The organism is Leptolyngbya sp. FACHB-671, from assembly GCF_014695745.1.
Lineage (GTDB): Bacteria > Cyanobacteriota > Cyanobacteriia > Elainellales > Elainellaceae > JAAUTN01.
Genome location: NZ_JACJOV010000164.1, coordinates 74,831 through 90,975, shown reverse-complemented (window position 1 = coordinate 90,975; position 16,145 = coordinate 74,831). Strand labels below are relative to the sequence as shown.

Below are 16,145 nucleotides of genomic sequence, written 5' to 3'. Positions count from 1 at the left end.
AGCTACGTGAGATGTTATCAGTTCATACCTCAAATAAGACTTGAGTTTTTAGCTTAGGAAGCAGTCAAAATTTATGTCACTCAACAGGCTGCGGAATATATCTAGCGAATTAGTTTTGGGGGTAGGGCGACATGTTACAGTCAATGCGTTAGACGGGCACCCGTCCCCGTCTAAGCAAGCATCTCAGCAGTTGTCCTATTTACTTTCCGCCCTTGCCCATGCCTCAAAGAGCCAGTGGTATCTTGCTTCACCCGACCTCTCTACCGAGCCGATTCGGTATTGGAGATTTAGGATCAGAAGCCTATCAGTTCGTTGATTTTCTACACAACAGTAAACAGCAGATTTGGCAGATCCTGCCTTTGGGTCCAACTGGGCACGGCAACTCTCCTTACATGTCTTACTCGTCAATGGCGGGTAATCCAATGCTGATCAGCCTGGATTTACTACGAGAGCAAAATTTGCTAAGTGAGGACGATTTTGCTAACCTGCCGGAGTTTCCACTGGATCGGGTAGATTACGATTTGGTGTCTCAGGTTAAAACTCCTCTACTGGTTCAGGCTGCAAAAAACTTTAGTGCGAATGCCTCTGCTGAGCAGCGTCAGGAATTTGATGCATTCTGTGTAGCGAAGAGTTTCTGGCTAGACGACTATGCATTCTTCATGGCGTTGAAAGAGGCTTATGAGGGTAAGGGGTGGCATCAGTGGGATGAAGCGATCGCCACCCGCCAGCCTGAAGCAATGGAGCAATGGCAGCGACAGCTGACCGCTGAAATCTTTCGTCACAAGTACTGGCAATTTGAGTTTTTCCGCCAGTGGTCGCATCTGAGACAGTATGCCAACGAACGCGGCATCATTATCATTGGCGATATGCCCATTTACGTAGCTCATGATAGTGCTGACGTTTGGGCCTATCCTCAGATTTTTCATCTTGATCCTGAAACTTTGGAACCTGCTTTGATGGCAGGGGTGCCTCCCGACTACTTCAGCGCTACTGGACAGCTTTGGGGTAACCCGATTTATAACTGGGAAGCAATGCAGGAGCGAGGTTTTAAGTGGTGGCTACAGCGCTTTCAGGCAATGTTAGATTATGTTGACCTGACGCGGGTTGACCACTTCCGGGGCTTCAGCGCTTATTGGGCGGTTAAGCAGGGTGAAACGACTGCCATTGATGGTGAGTGGGTTGATGCGCCAGGAGAAGAGCTTTTCCAGACGATCGAGAGAGAGTTAGGCATCCTGCCCATCTTGGCAGAAGATTTGGGGCTAATTACGCCAGACGTAGAAGCGTTGCGGGATAAGTTTCAGTTTCCAGGGATGAAGATTCTCCAGTTTGCCTTTGGTGGCGGTCCTGATAACCCCTATTTGCCGTTTAACTACGGGCAAAACTATGTGGTTTACACAGGTACTCACGACAACAACACCACTGTTGGGTGGTATGAGGAATTGCAGGATTACGAGCGCGAAAACCTATTTCGCTATCTAGGCTGCACGAGTTCAGATGGAATCCACTGGGATCTGATCCGATTGGCGATGAGTTCTGTGGGCGATCGCGCTATCTTCCCCTTACAAGACATTCTGGGGCTTGGTTCTGACTCACGGATGAACAGCCCTGGACAACCTGCTGGCAACTGGGAATGGCGCTATCGGTCTGAGGCATTGTGGTCGGGTTGGAGCGATCGCCTGCGGATTCTCACCGAAACCTATGGACGTGCCCCCAGCGAGAAGGCAACGTCATAGTGCTTTGCGTCAGTTTTAAGTGCAAGTTCTAATTGCAATAGCAGCATCGGTGTTACTGCAACGGTGCTGTTACTGGCAAACTTGCTGAATCTTGGCTAGCAGAGAAGGTTACCTCCTCAACATTGCCTGCAGCCCCCATGCTTTCGGGTTTACTGTCGTTGTACGAAACTTGAACGCCGCCCGCGTTGCCAGCCCGCACTGTAAGCTGGCTATCTGCTGTCCAAGTGCGCTCCGTCCCTTCTGGCAAAATTCCCTGAAAGTCTGTTTGCCCGTCTACCTCAACTCGTAACCAAGACTGCTCAGTCAAAGTAACTGCGACTCGCACAGGTTTATCAGAGGCAGCAGGCGTTGTAGCTTGAGGTGCAGGGCTTGCCGTTGGAGAGGCTTCAGGGGTGGTCGTCTCAGTCGCAGGAGCTTGAATCACATTATTTGTTTCTGCGCTCACCCAGGAGGCAGAGCGGCTCATCAGGTAGGACAATCCGCTTACGGCTGCCACAATCAACAAAACATAAATCAGGTAAAGATGGATCGGACGCAGTTGAGCCGCAGGAGAATTTTTCCAGGAAGGCTGGGTTGCCCGCAATCCAGAACCCGCTGGAAAAGCATTAGCAACCTCCGCTCCACTCAACCCTAGAGCATCAGCATAGCGCTTGATAAAGCCTCGAATATAAACAGGCTCAGGTAATTGGTGTAGCTTGCCGTGTTCAATTGCGTTTAACAGACGAGCTTGAATTAGCGTTTTTGCAGCGACTTGCTCCAAAGTCAGCAGACGTTCTTCGCGAGCTTGTCTGAGGTAAGCTCCGATTTCTGATAACTTATCTGACTGATTTTGCTCTGCTTGAGAAACTATATCTTTATTCATAACTTCCATACCCTTCGATATCTAGCGACCTACCACTATTGGATTTGGCAACTCTTGCTGGAACTGACTAGCCTGAGTTTTCAGAAAACTGATTTCAGTATCTTGCAGTGGACGATACTGCCCGCTGGGCAACTGCTGAAGCTGAATGGAGCCGATCGCAACTCGATGAAGCTGGAGAACTGGAAACCCCAGTTGAGCTGCTACCCGCCGAATTTGTCGATTTCGTCCTTCTCGTAACACAATTTCCAGGAGTGTTTGAGTGTCTTTGTCTGATTCTAAGACTCTAACTTCAGCAGGCAAAGTAAGTCTGTCTGACAACATTACGCCCTTTCGCCACGCTTCTAGAGCAGACTCGGGGGGATGACCTTGAACCCAAACATGATAGGTTTTAGGCACCGAGTGCCGAGGATGGGTCAGGCAAAACGTTACAGTGCCATCATTAGTCAGTAGCAGTGCGCCTGTAGAATCTGCATCTAGCCGCCCCACTGGATACACCTTGTAATCTTGTCTCAACTGGTGAGGCAGCAGATCAAGAACAGTTTCACGGTTTTGAGGATCGTTGCAGGTCGTCACTACTCCAGCAGGTTTATGTAGCAGCAGGTAAATCAATTCTGGACGCGATTCGGGCTGGAGTAATTTACCATCTACCTCGATCCAATCGCGATTGGGATCTGCTTTCTGCCCAAGCTGAACTACGCTCCCGTTAAGCCGAACACGCCCTTCTAGGATCATCTGCTCAGCCCCCCGTCGTGAGGTGACTCCCCACTGCGCGAGAATTTTTTGCAGTCTTTCATCCATAGGTAGTGTGCCGAATGAACAGAGAACTCATTAGTAGGTTAACAGCAAGCCGAAGCCAGCGCGATATGTACAAATATTACAGGAAGTGGAATAGATCCAGAAGCTTTGTTGCTTAAGAAGCTTTATTTTTTGAGGTTGGTTCGGGTTGATGCCAGGGGAGGCAAACCTGTAGCCAAGCTCCTCCTGTATCTGGGTGGTTGCTTGCACTCACTGACCCAGCGTGAGCTTCTACAATCTGGCGAACAATGGCTAAACCCAGTCCGCTGCTGTTTCGCTCTCCTAGATCAACCTGATCATGACCGGAGTCTTGGGTTGGGTCGGTTACCGATGTTACATTTGAAACACGGAGTGGGACGCTGTGCGATCGCGACGGATCAGCGCGGTAGAATCGCTCAAATACATAAGACAGAGCATTTTCTGGAAAACCAGGGCCAGCATCAATTACTTCTAAACGAATTTGTTGATTGGCTACATACCCGTCCGGTTCGGATAAGCCCTGGCTCAGTGCTTCAATTCCTACCTGCACCCGAATTTGTTGACGAGGCGGGCTGTATTTGATGCTGTTATCAAGTAGGTTGAACAAAACACGATACATACGCGGCTCGTCAAGCTGCATGAGCAACCGATCTGGTCCAGAATAGTCTAGCCGCAAATGCTTCTTTCGAGCCAGAGGTTCAAGGTTAGCCCAGGCAGAAAAAATGAGTTCAACTAAATCAGTTGTTCTGGTTTTAAGGGAAGCCCCTGGAGTGTTCCGATCAATTTGGCCTAAGTCCAGTAAATCTTGAACTAGATTACTGAGGCGAATAGTTTCATTAATTAACCGATCGACCCAACCTTTGAGGGGTGGCTCCAATCGAGTTTGAAGTGTCTCAGCGACGAGGCGAATTGAGGTGAGCGGTGTCTTCAACTCATGGGCTACATCCGATGCCCAGCGATCGCGCTGCTGCACTAGGGTAACGGCTTCTTGCCGATTTTCCAGGAAAATGCCAACCTGATCGGTAGGCAAAGGTAATCCGTAACCCCGCAGCGCATAAGCTTGCTGCTGTGACAACTGGGATGGATCAGGGCTAACTGGGTAGAAAGTCCAGTCGCTTGTACAAGGATTTTTAGCTTCGCGGGTTTGCTCGATCAGGTGGTCTAATTCATAAGAGCGAACTACCTCCAAAAGCAAACGTGGCTTTGACTGCTGGTCTGGAGCCATTGCCAGTAGTTCACGGGCTTTGACATTGCACCAGAGCAATCGGTTTTCATCGTCTACTTGCAGGTAGCCAATGGGAGCTATCTGCAAGATCTGTTTATAAATTTCAACCTGCTGCTCTAATTGGCAACGGTCTCTCTGGCTGTGGGTGATTGCTAGGGCTAGCTGAGAAGTAGAGGAAAAGGCAGAGGTAGCAATATCAGTGTCTACATCCCCTAAAAGCTTCTTGAGCCGGACATTGTAGCGCGATCGCTGCCACCTCCAGAGAGCTAACCCAACTATCAATCCTAATAAGAAACACAGGACTCGCACAGCTAACTCAATTGCAAATAATTGCAAACGATTGTGGTTAAACCCACAATTAGCTTACTGCGATTTCCTGAGTAGACACTCTACATATCGTGAATCTAACCAAATCGGTAGCCAAACCCGCGCACAGTCATCAAATATTCTGGATGGCTGGGGTCAACTTCCAACTTCTCGCGCAACCAGCGAATGTGGACATCCACCGTCTTGCTATCTCCCATAAAGTCTGGACCCCAGACTCGCTCAATAAGCTGTTCACGCGACCAGACCCGCCGGGGATGACTCATAAACAGCTCCAAAATCCGAAATTCTTTAGGGGAAAGACTAATTTCTTCGCCACGTACTGTGACTCGGCACTCCTGTGGATACAGAATAATGTCTTGAAACTTTAGAGTGGTTTCCTCCGGCTGGGGATGAGCATGACGATGGCGGCGAAGCAACGCTCGACAGCGAGCAATCAGTTCACGCATTCCAAACGGTTTGGTTAGATAATCATCTGCACCAACTTCTAAGCCAACCACACGGTCGGTCTCACTACCCTTGGCGCTCAACATGAGGATAGGGACACTATTGCCTTCATGACGAATCAGACGGCAAAGGTCTAACCCATTCACGTAAGGCAGCATCAAATCTAAAATGATTAGATCTAAAGATGAAAACTCAGGGTAGCCCCCTTCTTCAGACTTACAGGCGAGATCCAAGGCGCTGCGGCCATCTTCCGCAGTCAGCACCTCATACCCTTCCTCACTCAAAGCCAAAGCAACAGTTTCACGAATTAACTCTTCATCCTCAACAACCAAGACCCGCCCTAACCTGACATCCTGTTGATGAGATCTGGTAGCTTCTAGCGTTAGCATATTCAGCATTTAAGCACTGGTATTTAGGCAGTCCAGATTGATCCTACCAAAATGCCGCCAGTCTGCTTGATCTGCAAGGGTTAATAATTCCTTTTATTCTGTTACTTGAGTTACATTTCTGCCGATACGTTTTCAGAGAAATCAGGCAGTGCGCGACAGAAATTCAATTTGGGGCAGTAAGGGATCTTTGACAACGCCGATGCCAATGAATCCCCAACGTTTGAGCAGACCGTTCAACTGAGTATTTGGGATCGACTCTACGGCAAAGCGATCTGCTACTGCCGCACCGTGAGTGTTGAGATAGCTAAGCGCGTCAAAATGTTCTTGAAACATCAGCAAGTATCCGCTGTTGGGTTGACCAGACTGCTCTTGAGCAGGCGAATTTGTTGGTTTAGGATGGGCAACCAGGTATTGACCATCTACCCTGGAACGAACCAGGTAAAAGACCTGTGACATAGTTTTTCTGCAGCGTGCTAGTTAATGTCCTTGAGCTTGATGCGGGGATCAACAACTTTGAGCAGCAAATCTGCCAGCAAGTTGCCCAAGATTAGCATCACTGCACCCATCATTAGACTAGCCATGACCAGATAGAGATCTTGAGCAGTAACTGCCTGCAAGATTAACCGTCCCAAGCCAGGCCAGTTAAAGTAATTTTCGGTGATGAATGCGCCACCTAGCAGACTGGCAAACTCGAAGCCCAGTAGTGTAATCAATGGGTTAATCGCATTGCGAAGTGCGTGAACGTAGATCACGCGGTTTTCGGGCAACCCTTTGGCACGAGCAGTCTGAATGTAGTCTTGCCGCAGTACGTCTAACAGTTCTCCTCGTGTGATGCGCTGTAGTCCAGCGAATCCAGTAATGCTCAATGCGAGGGTTGGCAAGATCAGATGCCAACCAATATCAAGGAGCTTGCCAATAGGGGAAAGGTCAGCGTGATCGATACTAGTCATGCCGCCAACTGGAAATAGAGGAGAGGTGAGCTGTGCAAAAAACAGCAGCAGCAAGCCGGTGATGATGGTTGGGAAGCCTTGTCCGATGTAGCTAATCACCCGCAGGATGCGATCGCTCCTCTTATTCTGATGCACCGCTCCTACAATCCCCAGAGGGATGGCGATCGCCCAAGTGATAATAATCGAGGCGATCGACAGCAGCAGCGTTGGCGGAATCCGCTCCCACAGGAGTGAAGAAACTGGGCGCTGATAGGCAAAGCTAATGCCAAAGTCTCCCTTAGTCACAATTTGCTTAAGCCACAGAAAATACTGCTCGATCGCGGGTCTATCTAACCCAAACTGCGCCTCTAGAGAATTGATTGTTTCCTCCGAAATCTGAGGATTTTGTCGCAGCGTGTCCAGAAAGTTTCCTGGAGCCAGTTGGATGATAAAAAAGCTCAGAGCTGAGGCCAGCAACAGCGTCAATAGAGCTTGCAGAAGCCGCTTCACAATGTAAGACGTAGTTTCGCCTGTAATGAAGCGGATGGAGCGATCGCGAAAGGCTTTAAGACGCTGCTGGGCGGGAGGAAATTTAGTGTGAGTCATGCGCTCAAGCTGACGGGGAGACGATTCAAGCAAGCTACCCAATCAGGAATTTGACCGGATAGCTGGATTTAGTACTCGACCAGGGTGACGATTGGTACGTTTGGTAGGCGATCGCGTCCACCCAAAGCCGTTAGCTCGATGATAAAACCAAAACCTACTAATTCGCAGCCAGACTGCTCGATTAACTTTGCCGTTGCAGCCGCTGTGCCACCTGTCGCGATCAGGTCATCCACAATCAGAATGCGGCTGCCGGGGTGAAAAGCATCTTGGTGTATTTCCAAGCAATCCATCCCATATTCCAGCTCATATTTCACGGAGTGTACGGCGGCGGGTAGCTTACCGGGTTTGCGAACCGGAATGAACCCAATCCCCAGTTTGTAAGCCAATGGAGTGCCAAAGATGAACCCGCGCGACTCCATACCTACAATGTAATCGGCTGATAAATCGGCACATTTTTCTGCCAAATGATCGATGGTGTAGCGTAGCCCTTCGGGATCACGAAGCAGAGTTGTAATATCTCGAAACAGAATGCCGGGCTTAGGAAAGTCTGGAATGTCTCGAATAAGGGATTTTAGATCCATGAAGCGATGGGGATTTAAGGAAGGAATAGTCAATGTCGTAGAAATCCTACCACCTACAGCATCCTATCGGTGTTGCTGAATGGAGAACGCTTTTAGATGTGAAATTTTGGTTTCGTTCAAAATGCTTCTCCTATTCAAGCAAAATCACCTGGTTGGACGAGCTATATACGAGCTATATACGAGCTATATAGATGAGGGCGATCGACTCAAAGGGATCATACTTTGGAACTATCCGATGTTTTGCCTGGGAAGAACACATCATGAAACCTTTTCAGTTTTTCCTGATTGCGGGAGCGATCGCCGTCTCTGCCACCGTCAGTGGCACCTCCATCGTCTCTTGGAGCAGCGCCAGCAAACCGCAGCTCAGTGTAGCTAGCTCCTCCCACATCCCAACCCAACCCTCCCTTCAAGCACAAGCGGAAGCAGTGAGTAATTCCTCTGTGACTGTAGCGTCCCGCGTCGGGTCCTATCCTCGACAAACTTTTGAGTTGGTGGATGAAGCTCAACCTGGCAGCGATTTCTATCGATTTCGTGAGCGGCTCAAGCAGGCAATTCGCGATCGCGACTCTGTCTTTATTCGCTCGATTATTCCTGCGGGAGGGCTACCGACCTTTGCAGCAACGACTTTAACTGCAAACGATCTAAACGTGGATAATCCCGATGCTCCGTTTTGGCAACAGATAGAAAGGGCGATCGCTCCAGGTTGCGTAGTCTATGCGTTAGCTCGTAGTCTCGAAGCGGATGCAGATTCTCAAACCTGGGTTTGCCCAAATGTGTTTGCCTCAACCTATATTGAGACGGGCGCAGAGATCTTTATTGTGGGTGAGAATGTCAATGTGCGTCAGGCAGCAAGTTCCTCTAGCCCAGTGATTGACGTTTTATCGAACGAAATTGTCAGGCATGATTCAGAGGTTTGGCAGCGGGGAATATCTGATCAGGAGCGTGCATCACTAGAAACCTTTGAGGGCTGGCGACCCATTATTACGCCTAACGGACTGCGGGGCTATGTTTCCAGTCGCTACTCCTACACTCCCTCGGGCTACCGGGCGTTGTTTGAGAAGATTGGCGGCGAATGGCAGATGACAGTGTTTTTAGAAGGAGATTAGGCAAAACTGGGGGGATGCCTAATCTTCCTTGATCCCCGAGAAGTTTTCAAACCAGCCCCGCTTCCAAAAAAAGTAGACGAGACCAGCAGCGATCGTCCCCATCAGTAGCATTGCCACTGGATAGCCCCAGTACCAGTTCAGTTCTGGCATATTCCAGGGTGATTTTTCTGTATTAAAGTTCATCCCGTATACCCCAGCAATAAAAGTGAGCGGAATGAAAATACTGGATATAACCGTCAGCAGCTTCATCACCTCGTTCATGCGGTTGCCGACTGATGAGAGGTACACGTCCATCAAACTTGCTGCCAGTTCTCGGTAAGTTTCTACCATGTCTAGCACCTGAACCGCGTGGTCATAGCAATCCCTTAGATAAATCAGCACCTCTGGGCTAATCAGGGTACTGCCATCACGAATCAGGGAGTTGATTGCGTCTCGTTGAGGCCAAATCGACCGACGTAGGGTAAGCAATTCGCGCTTTAAGGCGTAGATTTTTTCGAGTGTTTGACGAGTCGGTCTCATTACAACCTCGTCCTCTAAATCCTCAATTTGTTCGCCATAGCGCTCTAAAACGGGAAAGAATCCGTCAATGATCGTGTCGAGCAGGGTGTAAGCCAGATAATCAGCTCCGTGTTTGCGAATGGTGCCTTTGCAGGTACGAATGCGATCGCGCACCGGGTTGAACGTATCTAGCTCAGGCTCCTCTTGCACCGTCAACAAGTAGTGCGGCCCTAAAATAAAACTGACCTGCTCACTAACAAAGCCTTTGCCATCGTCGCAGGGCATCACCATTCGGGCAACAATGACCAACTGCTGGTCATACTCTTCTACCTTTGGGCGCTGTGGCACATTGACAACATCTTCCAACACCATCGGATGAAGGCTAAACACATCCCCCAACCGCCTCAACACCTCTTCGCTGCCTAACCCTTGCACATCTACCCACGATACTGACTCGGTATCTAGATAGGGGGCAGAAGCTTCTGGTGTGGGAAGGTGAACGCGGGTTGCCTTGGTTTCGTTGTAGTCAATCAGGATGATATTGGGAATCGGGGCATCATCTTCAATGTTGAGCGTCCCTGGTGCGCTACCTGGTTCGTCGTAAAAGTAATCGACATAGGACGATTCTTCTTCACTAGACGAAGCTGAAACAGCGGGTTTGGGCGGGTTAGATTTCGAAGATTGCCACGACAGTTTACTGATCATGCTGAGTTTGTCCGAGGTGTTTTGATAAAACCAGATAGAAATGGCTTAACTCCAGTCTTCCCGCTGGCTGCCTCGCCCTTTGTAAACTTTGGCGATTTGATGAATCTGGCGAGTTTTTTCGTAGAGCGCAGTTTCGCTAAGCTGCCACTGTTCTAGCACCTTTTCCAGATCTGCCTGAATGTCACGTGCTCCTGGAAAGCCCCGATAGCGAATGCGGAGCCGGGCAAGTTCTACCAGGTTATAGTCATTGGGTTCGCCAGCTAAAAGGCTATTGATAATGTCGCGATCGCTTTTATAAAGCGGATGCTGCTGGTCTTTGCTAGCGCTAGTAGAGTCGTTTGAAGAGGCCATAAGCTAAAAGTCAAAAGGTGCGAACCTTTACAATAAGGTCTTAATCTCATACACAATCTTAAGGCTGTAGATTTTATTTAATGCTTTGATGCGATTTTTTCGGAAGACTGGCGATCGCCAAGGGTGCAGTAACAGCTCGACCTCAAGCCAAATGTGAGCAATCCCAAACAAACCGTTGTACTTTAATAAAGTGACTCGTTATACTACGGTGCAACATAGAGGGTTGAGCAAATGTCCTTGCTATTCCTTGTTCCACTGACAGTTACTTTGGGATCAGGCTGTGTATTCAAGGCTGCCAAAGATACCTCCACAGAAACTGCGACCGTTGCATTTGCAGTTGGATTGGTTGGTCTGGCTTTCACGCTGATTTTGTCGCCCTGGGAAGTGCAGCTTTCGTTAGTCGTGCTGCTTTTGGCTAACGTCAAATGGGCGGCTATCCTAGACTTCTTGTTTTCCCGTCGTGAAGATGTGGCTCCTTCCAGTAGAGCTAGGGATGGCAGTGATGCTGTAGCATCCACTATTTCGACTTCAGCTGTAGAAACTATTTCAACGATAAAGACGGATGCAGAGCAGAATCCAGCCGAGAAAGTTGTTTTAGGGAAATATCGTGGGGCTGTTTGTGAACTGGGTCAGCCAGTAGAGCGATCGCCTCATCAACCTACGGTAGAGCTTCAATATCGAGGAGCCAAAGTCCGCTGAGGCGACTGAAGTTAAAAATCAGGCGTTCTCTAGTTTTGGGCGCTAACGATTGTAGCGAAAGGCTGTGATAACATGGTTGATTGTATCTGTATTAAAGAGACGGCTTAACCTAATCATGGCACTGCTGCAAGAGCGCAAACACGAAATCATCAACGAGTACCAAATTCACGAAACCGACACCGGATCGGCAGACGTTCAGGTGGCAATGCTAACTGAGCGCATTAACAAACTCAGCGCCCACCTCAAAATCAACAAGAAAGACCATGCCTCTCGTCGGGGCTTGCTAAAGATGATCGGTCAGCGTAAGCGCTTACTTGCCTACATTCTGAAGCAAGACCAGGGACGCTATCGGGCTTTGATTACCCGCCTCGGAATTCGTGGATAGCGCGGACTAAAACCTGATAGGAAGAGTGCATGTCTCCTGAACCCCAACCTGATGCTCAATCAGATTCTAAAGATGCTGCGAATGCCGTAAACCGCGATCGCTTACCCTTCGAGCCGACCAAGAGCCGCAAAAAACCTGAAAAGAAAACTCCGACAGCACCGGTCAAACCAGAAAGAAAATCTGACTCTAAAAAGTCAGACGCTAAGTCGGAGGCTAAAAAGGTGGCTGCTAAAGCAGTGAAGAGCGATCGCTCGGGTCAAAATACTGCAGCTAGTATGTCCATTCCAGATGCAGTCAGTCGGCGAATGGTACGGCGAATGGCACTATTTTGCGGCATTCCATCTGCGTTGGGGATCTCAACATTTTTTGTCAGCTACTTCGTCATCACTCACGACCTAGTTGCGTTGCCCAATGCAGCCGTTGTGCTGGTCAGCATGGGCTTCTTTGGATTAGGTGTGGTTGGGCTAAGCTACGGTGTACTCTCTGCATCGTGGGATGAAGCGATTGCAGGTAGTGCCCTCGGCTGGTCAGAATTTACAACCAATCTAGGAAGAATGACTGAAGCGTGGCGCTCAGCTGGAAAGAAACCCTAATCGGTATTCTGATTGTGCGGATGCACTTTGATCCCGTTTGCACCAGAGCAATCTCGCTACGAATGCTTCTGCAATACGTTCTGATTTAACGTAAATTTGTTCCAATTCATTGAGATTCATCAATAGAATTAAGCCATACGTAGCCTAGAGCTAGCTCAGACGTAAAATATCGAAGGCTGAGCTAATCATCTAGCCAAAGGATTTTTGCAAGCTGTTAACCGATAACTCACGTTAAGGACTTTTGACATGATTGTGGTCATGAAGATCGGCACTCCTGAAGCCGAGATATCCCGGCTAGCTGAAGAGCTACAGACCTGGGGACTGTCGCCCGAAAAGATCGTTGGCAAGCACAAAACTGTAATTGGGCTGGTCGGCGACACAGTTGACTTAGACCCACTGCAACTCCAGGAAATGAGTGACTGGATTGAGCAAGTTTTGAGGGTAGAAAAACCGTTTAAGCGAGTCAGCCGTGAATATCGTCATGGCGAAGCTAGCACCGTTATTGTGTCTACGCCTAATGGACCTGTGGCTTTTGGAGAACACTCCCCGATCGCTATTGTGGCTGGACCTTGCTCGGTCGAGAACGAAACGATGATCGTTGAGACGGCTCGCAGAGTCAAGGCGGCAGGGGCACAGTTTTTGCGGGGTGGTGCTTACAAGCCTCGTACTTCGCCCTACGCTTTTCAGGGACACGGTGAAAGCGCATTGGGTTTGCTAGCAGCTGCCCGTGATGCAAGTGGTCTGGGCATCATCACTGAGGTAATGGATACTGCCGATTTAGACAAAGTGGCAGAAGTTGCTGATGTGGTGCAAGTGGGTGCCCGAAATATGCAAAACTTCTCGCTACTCAAGAAAGTCGGCGCACAAGACAAACCCGTACTGCTGAAGCGGGGAATGTCTGCCACGATCGAAGAATGGCTGATGGCAGCAGAATACATTTTAGCGGCAGGAAACCCCAACGTGATTTTGTGTGAGCGGGGAATTCGCACGTTCGATCGCCAATATGCTCGCAACACTTTAGATTTATCGGTAATCCCTGTACTGCGATCGCTGACTCACTTGCCGATCATGATTGATCCCAGCCACGGCACTGGCAGAGCGGAGTATGTGCCCTCAATGGCAATGGCTGCGATCGCGGCTGGCACCGATTCCTTGATGATTGAGGTTCACCCTAACCCTGCAAAGGCTCTGTCAGATGGGCCTCAATCCTTGACTCCAGATCGATTCGATCGTCTGGTTCAAGAACTATCCGTGATTGGGAAAGCGGTTGATCGTTGGCCCTTATCTCTTGCAGCTCTGGCATAAGCTACCTATCTGAAAACGCTACATAAAGAAGGAGTCAGGATAAAATCCTGACTCCTTCTCTGTAATAGTTACAGCGGTAATAGAAATATTGCACTATAGTCTCTTACCTAAAATTTTGAGTCGTTCTCATCTTTAGGCTCGTCCGATCCTTTCTCAACTTGCAGTTGCTCTAGCTCTGCTTCGATGCAGTGCAGTAGTTGATTGAGGGCCGGCAATGCTTCTAGTCGATCTGCTGAGAAACTAGAGCTAGTACGGGCGCGATCGCGAATTTCATTCACCTTAAGCTGAAGCTGTTTGGCAATACCCAAAGCATCTCGTCCCAGATTTGTCAGCTGCTGCTGTTGGTAAAACTTGAGCGCAGCTCCCCGCAACACCTGCAATGTTGCCTCTTCGCCATGAGCGGTAGGCATTACCCGAAACCGCAACAGCAACCGTGTTTGTTGGTAGAACCGTTCAATCTCAGCTTGCTTTGGCTTGTCAACGGTAATTAAAGGAAGCTGAGTCATTTGCTTCAACTCGTTGATCACACCCTGGAAAGTCGTTACGTCTAGCTTGTCAATCACCGATTGCAAAACCCCGTCCTGGCTCCACAGAATTCGCCCATGCTGCTGCTGGCGTTCAAAATAGAGTCGCCCAATTCCGCCAAACAAAATGCGCCCCAGCAATTCTTGCAGCAGTTCTTTGGATTGCAGGGTTGCTAAGACTTCTACGGGGCTAGACAGGTATTTAGCCTGTACATCTAGCGTAGGCAAGGAGTTGAGCAGAGGAACTGAAGCTGGAGAATGTTCTTGCTCAGGCTGTTCTGGTTCTGGTAATGCCAGGAGCGTGTTTTGTGGATCGGGCTGAGCCGAGGGTTGCGCTTCAGCATCCTTGGGGGGCACAAAGGGAATTTCTGGCGGGGGCGAAGGGGTCGCGTGAGAATTTCCTCGCTCGTGAATGTCGGTTAAGTTTAGGCTCTCTGGACTGTCTACCACAAGCGTTGCTTGCAGGTTTCGATTGACCGACGGTTTGGATCGAGAGCGACTAGGGTCTCTTCGTCCAACGACGGGAGAGCGTCCTGGTTGAGTCGGGGAACGGTGACTCCCTGCGTGACTTAGATGAGCAGATAAAACAGCCTGGAGCGCCTCAGAAGAGATGCGGCGAGGCACCAGAGTATAGTTCAGGTAGGAAATGATTCGTCGAACATAGTCAGAAGCGGCAGTGTCTTCAGGGCTGACCATGCCCAAGTTGAGGTGACTTCCTTCTAAAAATAGAGGAAGAACCTGGTAATAGAGACAAGCTTCAAATGGTAGAACGCCATCAATGAGGATGAACATCTGTTCGATGTTTAACTGCTCTACCCAATCTTCTTTGAACTGGTCTAGAACGGACTGGTAAACAGGATTGACGCGCTTTGGCTCAATGCGATCGCTCAGGGGAAACGCCATAGGAACAGGTTCCGCAATGCTTTGGATGGTGAGAGTGAGCTAATCCTGAAATGCACCCTGGCAACGGAGATTAGGAGGCGCTCCGCAACGCCTGAGCAGCTAAGTAAAGTTTAATCCATTCGCCCATGATTTGATTGGTTTTCTGATCGAGGTCTTGGGCGATCGCTTCAACGGTTTTACCGGCTTTCAGGGCATTTAACAACTGCTGTTGATCGAGGGTGAGGCTATGCCAAAATTGCTGCCACTGGTCAGGAGTTAGCCCCAAGCTATGTTCTTGTAGGGACGTTCCTAGCCAGGTGGTCACTAGGTCAGGGTGCTTTTTCAGAGCAAAAACTCGAATTGCATGATAGCTAATCTTTTCGCGCAGGCGATAAACCTGCTTAATCGGCAAATTCAGGTCTTTGGCGATCGCTTCTTGCGATCGCCCCTGTAGATGCAGATGTAGCCACCGTGCTGCAACGGGATCAACTTGCTCCTCTAGATAAGTCGCAAACTCCTGACTGACGGCAGACCGGAGCATCTGTTGTTCTTCCCAGGCTTGATTGTCCTGGTGTTGGGAAATCGCCTCTGAATCGAGTAAGCTCACCGGGTTGTCGGCGTCATCGGGCGTAATTTCCTCAGACACTAGTCGCACCAAATCACCAGCCGGAACCTGCGTCATGCCGCCCCGCTGCGATCGCCGCAAATAGTTAACAAATCGATAAACTAGCAAGGGCTGATTGCGAATAGGGCGTAAGCAATATTCTTCGATGCTGGCTAACATCAGAGCATTTCGCAAACGAGGATTGGTGGCGCATTGACCAATCCATAACATTTGCTGACGCATATAGCGGTCGTTCTGAATTAGCTCTTGAATCACTTCTTGCAGCACATCCATCACGCTGCGGTGGCGATCGCGAGACAACGCAACCCAAGTGCGAATTTTGCTGCGGATCAGGAACAGGCTGCCTAACCGCTGAATCAATTTACGGTAGGCTTGCTCTGGATGCGCTCCTAGATATCGCTGCTGCAAAATCCGATAGCGGTAGTCAATCGCCTGCTGAGCGATCGCAAGCTGCTCCAGGGAAAGCTCGTTAAACCGATCGGGTTCTTCCCCCAATAGCCAGTTGAGGATACTCTCCTGAGCTACGGACGGTTGATCTGGAGAGTCTGTTTTGAGGCGCGATCGCCACTCTTGCCGGAGATCCTCAACCACTGTCATGGAAC

General features: G+C 49.4%; 17 protein-coding genes. 6 read left to right on the top strand and 11 right to left on the bottom strand.

Annotated features, from left to right (window positions below):
* Positions 1-218 precede the first annotated feature (218 nt).
* Positions 219-1,733 (top strand): 4-alpha-glucanotransferase, encoded by a 1,515-nt coding sequence (gene malQ, locus H6F93_RS31175; RefSeq protein WP_190689644.1) that lies wholly within the window; start codon positions 219-221, stop codon positions 1,731-1,733.
* A 52-nt stretch (positions 1,734-1,785) separates the two neighbouring features.
* On the opposite strand, the gene H6F93_RS31170 is transcribed toward malQ, so the two are convergent.
* The 7 genes from H6F93_RS31170 to H6F93_RS31140 form a co-directional block, all read right to left on the bottom strand.
* Positions 1,786-2,595 (bottom strand): helix-turn-helix domain-containing protein, encoded by an 810-nt coding sequence (locus H6F93_RS31170; RefSeq protein WP_190689642.1) that lies wholly within the window; start codon positions 2,593-2,595, stop codon positions 1,786-1,788.
* A 21-nt stretch (positions 2,596-2,616) separates the two neighbouring features.
* Positions 2,617-3,393, bottom strand: coding sequence for a pseudouridine synthase (locus H6F93_RS31165; RefSeq protein ID WP_190642409.1), 777 nt, complete (start codon positions 3,391-3,393; stop codon positions 2,617-2,619).
* 112 nt (positions 3,394-3,505) lie between these two features.
* Complete coding sequence (locus tag H6F93_RS31160) at positions 3,506-4,903, bottom strand: ATP-binding protein (RefSeq protein WP_190689878.1); 1,398 nt, start codon at positions 4,901-4,903, stop codon at positions 3,506-3,508.
* A gap of 95 nt (positions 4,904-4,998) precedes the next feature.
* The gene (locus H6F93_RS31155) at positions 4,999-5,754 is read right to left on the bottom strand and encodes a winged helix-turn-helix domain-containing protein (RefSeq protein ID WP_190689875.1); all 756 of its coding nucleotides are present in this window, start codon (positions 5,752-5,754) and stop codon (positions 4,999-5,001) included.
* A gap of 141 nt (positions 5,755-5,895) precedes the next feature.
* On the bottom strand, positions 5,896-6,210 hold the full coding sequence (locus H6F93_RS31150; RefSeq protein WP_190689640.1) for a hypothetical protein: 315 nt from the start codon (positions 6,208-6,210) through the stop codon (positions 5,896-5,898).
* A 17-nt stretch (positions 6,211-6,227) separates the two neighbouring features.
* The gene (locus H6F93_RS31145) at positions 6,228-7,289 is read right to left on the bottom strand and encodes an ABC transporter permease (protein WP_190689638.1); all 1,062 of its coding nucleotides are present in this window, start codon (positions 7,287-7,289) and stop codon (positions 6,228-6,230) included.
* Positions 7,290-7,357: 68 nt separating this feature from the next.
* Positions 7,358-7,870 (bottom strand): adenine phosphoribosyltransferase, encoded by a 513-nt coding sequence (locus tag H6F93_RS31140; RefSeq protein ID WP_190642412.1) that lies wholly within the window; start codon positions 7,868-7,870, stop codon positions 7,358-7,360.
* Between the two features lie 260 nt (positions 7,871-8,130).
* Here H6F93_RS31140 and H6F93_RS31135 point away from each other — a divergent pair, with 260 nt between their 5' ends.
* On the top strand, positions 8,131-8,976 hold the full coding sequence (locus H6F93_RS31135; RefSeq protein WP_190689636.1) for an SH3 domain-containing protein: 846 nt from the start codon (positions 8,131-8,133) through the stop codon (positions 8,974-8,976).
* Between the two features lie 18 nt (positions 8,977-8,994).
* Here the strand turns inward: H6F93_RS31135 and corA are convergent, their stop codons facing one another.
* Both corA and H6F93_RS31125 read right to left on the bottom strand, forming a co-directional pair.
* Entirely contained in the window at positions 8,995-10,179 is a 1,185-nt protein-coding gene (gene corA, locus H6F93_RS31130; RefSeq protein WP_190689633.1) for a magnesium/cobalt transporter CorA, read from the bottom strand.
* A 45-nt stretch (positions 10,180-10,224) separates the two neighbouring features.
* The gene (locus H6F93_RS31125) at positions 10,225-10,530 is read right to left on the bottom strand and encodes a DUF3288 family protein (protein WP_190642415.1); all 306 of its coding nucleotides are present in this window, start codon (positions 10,528-10,530) and stop codon (positions 10,225-10,227) included.
* 231 nt (positions 10,531-10,761) lie between these two features.
* Here H6F93_RS31125 and H6F93_RS31120 point away from each other — a divergent pair, with 231 nt between their 5' ends.
* From H6F93_RS31120 to aroF, 4 genes are all read left to right on the top strand, one after another.
* Positions 10,762-11,229: a DUF4278 domain-containing protein gene (locus H6F93_RS31120; protein ID WP_190689630.1), complete on the top strand. Its 468-nt coding sequence runs from the start codon at positions 10,762-10,764 to the stop codon at positions 11,227-11,229.
* A gap of 115 nt (positions 11,230-11,344) precedes the next feature.
* On the top strand, positions 11,345-11,614 hold the full coding sequence (rpsO, locus tag H6F93_RS31115; protein ID WP_190642417.1) for a 30S ribosomal protein S15: 270 nt from the start codon (positions 11,345-11,347) through the stop codon (positions 11,612-11,614).
* Positions 11,615-11,643: 29 nt separating this feature from the next.
* Complete coding sequence (locus tag H6F93_RS31110; protein ID WP_190689627.1) at positions 11,644-12,207, top strand: PAM68 family protein; 564 nt, start codon at positions 11,644-11,646, stop codon at positions 12,205-12,207.
* Positions 12,208-12,453: 246 nt separating this feature from the next.
* A complete protein-coding gene (aroF, locus tag H6F93_RS31105) occupies positions 12,454-13,512 on the top strand; it encodes a 3-deoxy-7-phosphoheptulonate synthase (protein ID WP_190689625.1) in 1,059 nt (352 codons plus the stop codon).
* A gap of 107 nt (positions 13,513-13,619) precedes the next feature.
* Here the strand turns inward: aroF and H6F93_RS31100 are convergent, their stop codons facing one another.
* Together H6F93_RS31100 and H6F93_RS31095 are read right to left on the bottom strand one after the other, a co-directional pair.
* Positions 13,620-14,939, bottom strand: a complete 1,320-nt coding sequence (locus tag H6F93_RS31100; RefSeq protein WP_199314234.1) for an ATPase, T2SS/T4P/T4SS family — start codon at positions 14,937-14,939, stop codon at positions 13,620-13,622.
* A gap of 70 nt (positions 14,940-15,009) precedes the next feature.
* On the bottom strand, positions 15,010-16,140 hold the full coding sequence (locus tag H6F93_RS31095) for a HetZ-related protein 2 (protein WP_190689624.1): 1,131 nt from the start codon (positions 16,138-16,140) through the stop codon (positions 15,010-15,012).
* Between the last annotated feature and the right edge of the window lie 5 nt (positions 16,141-16,145).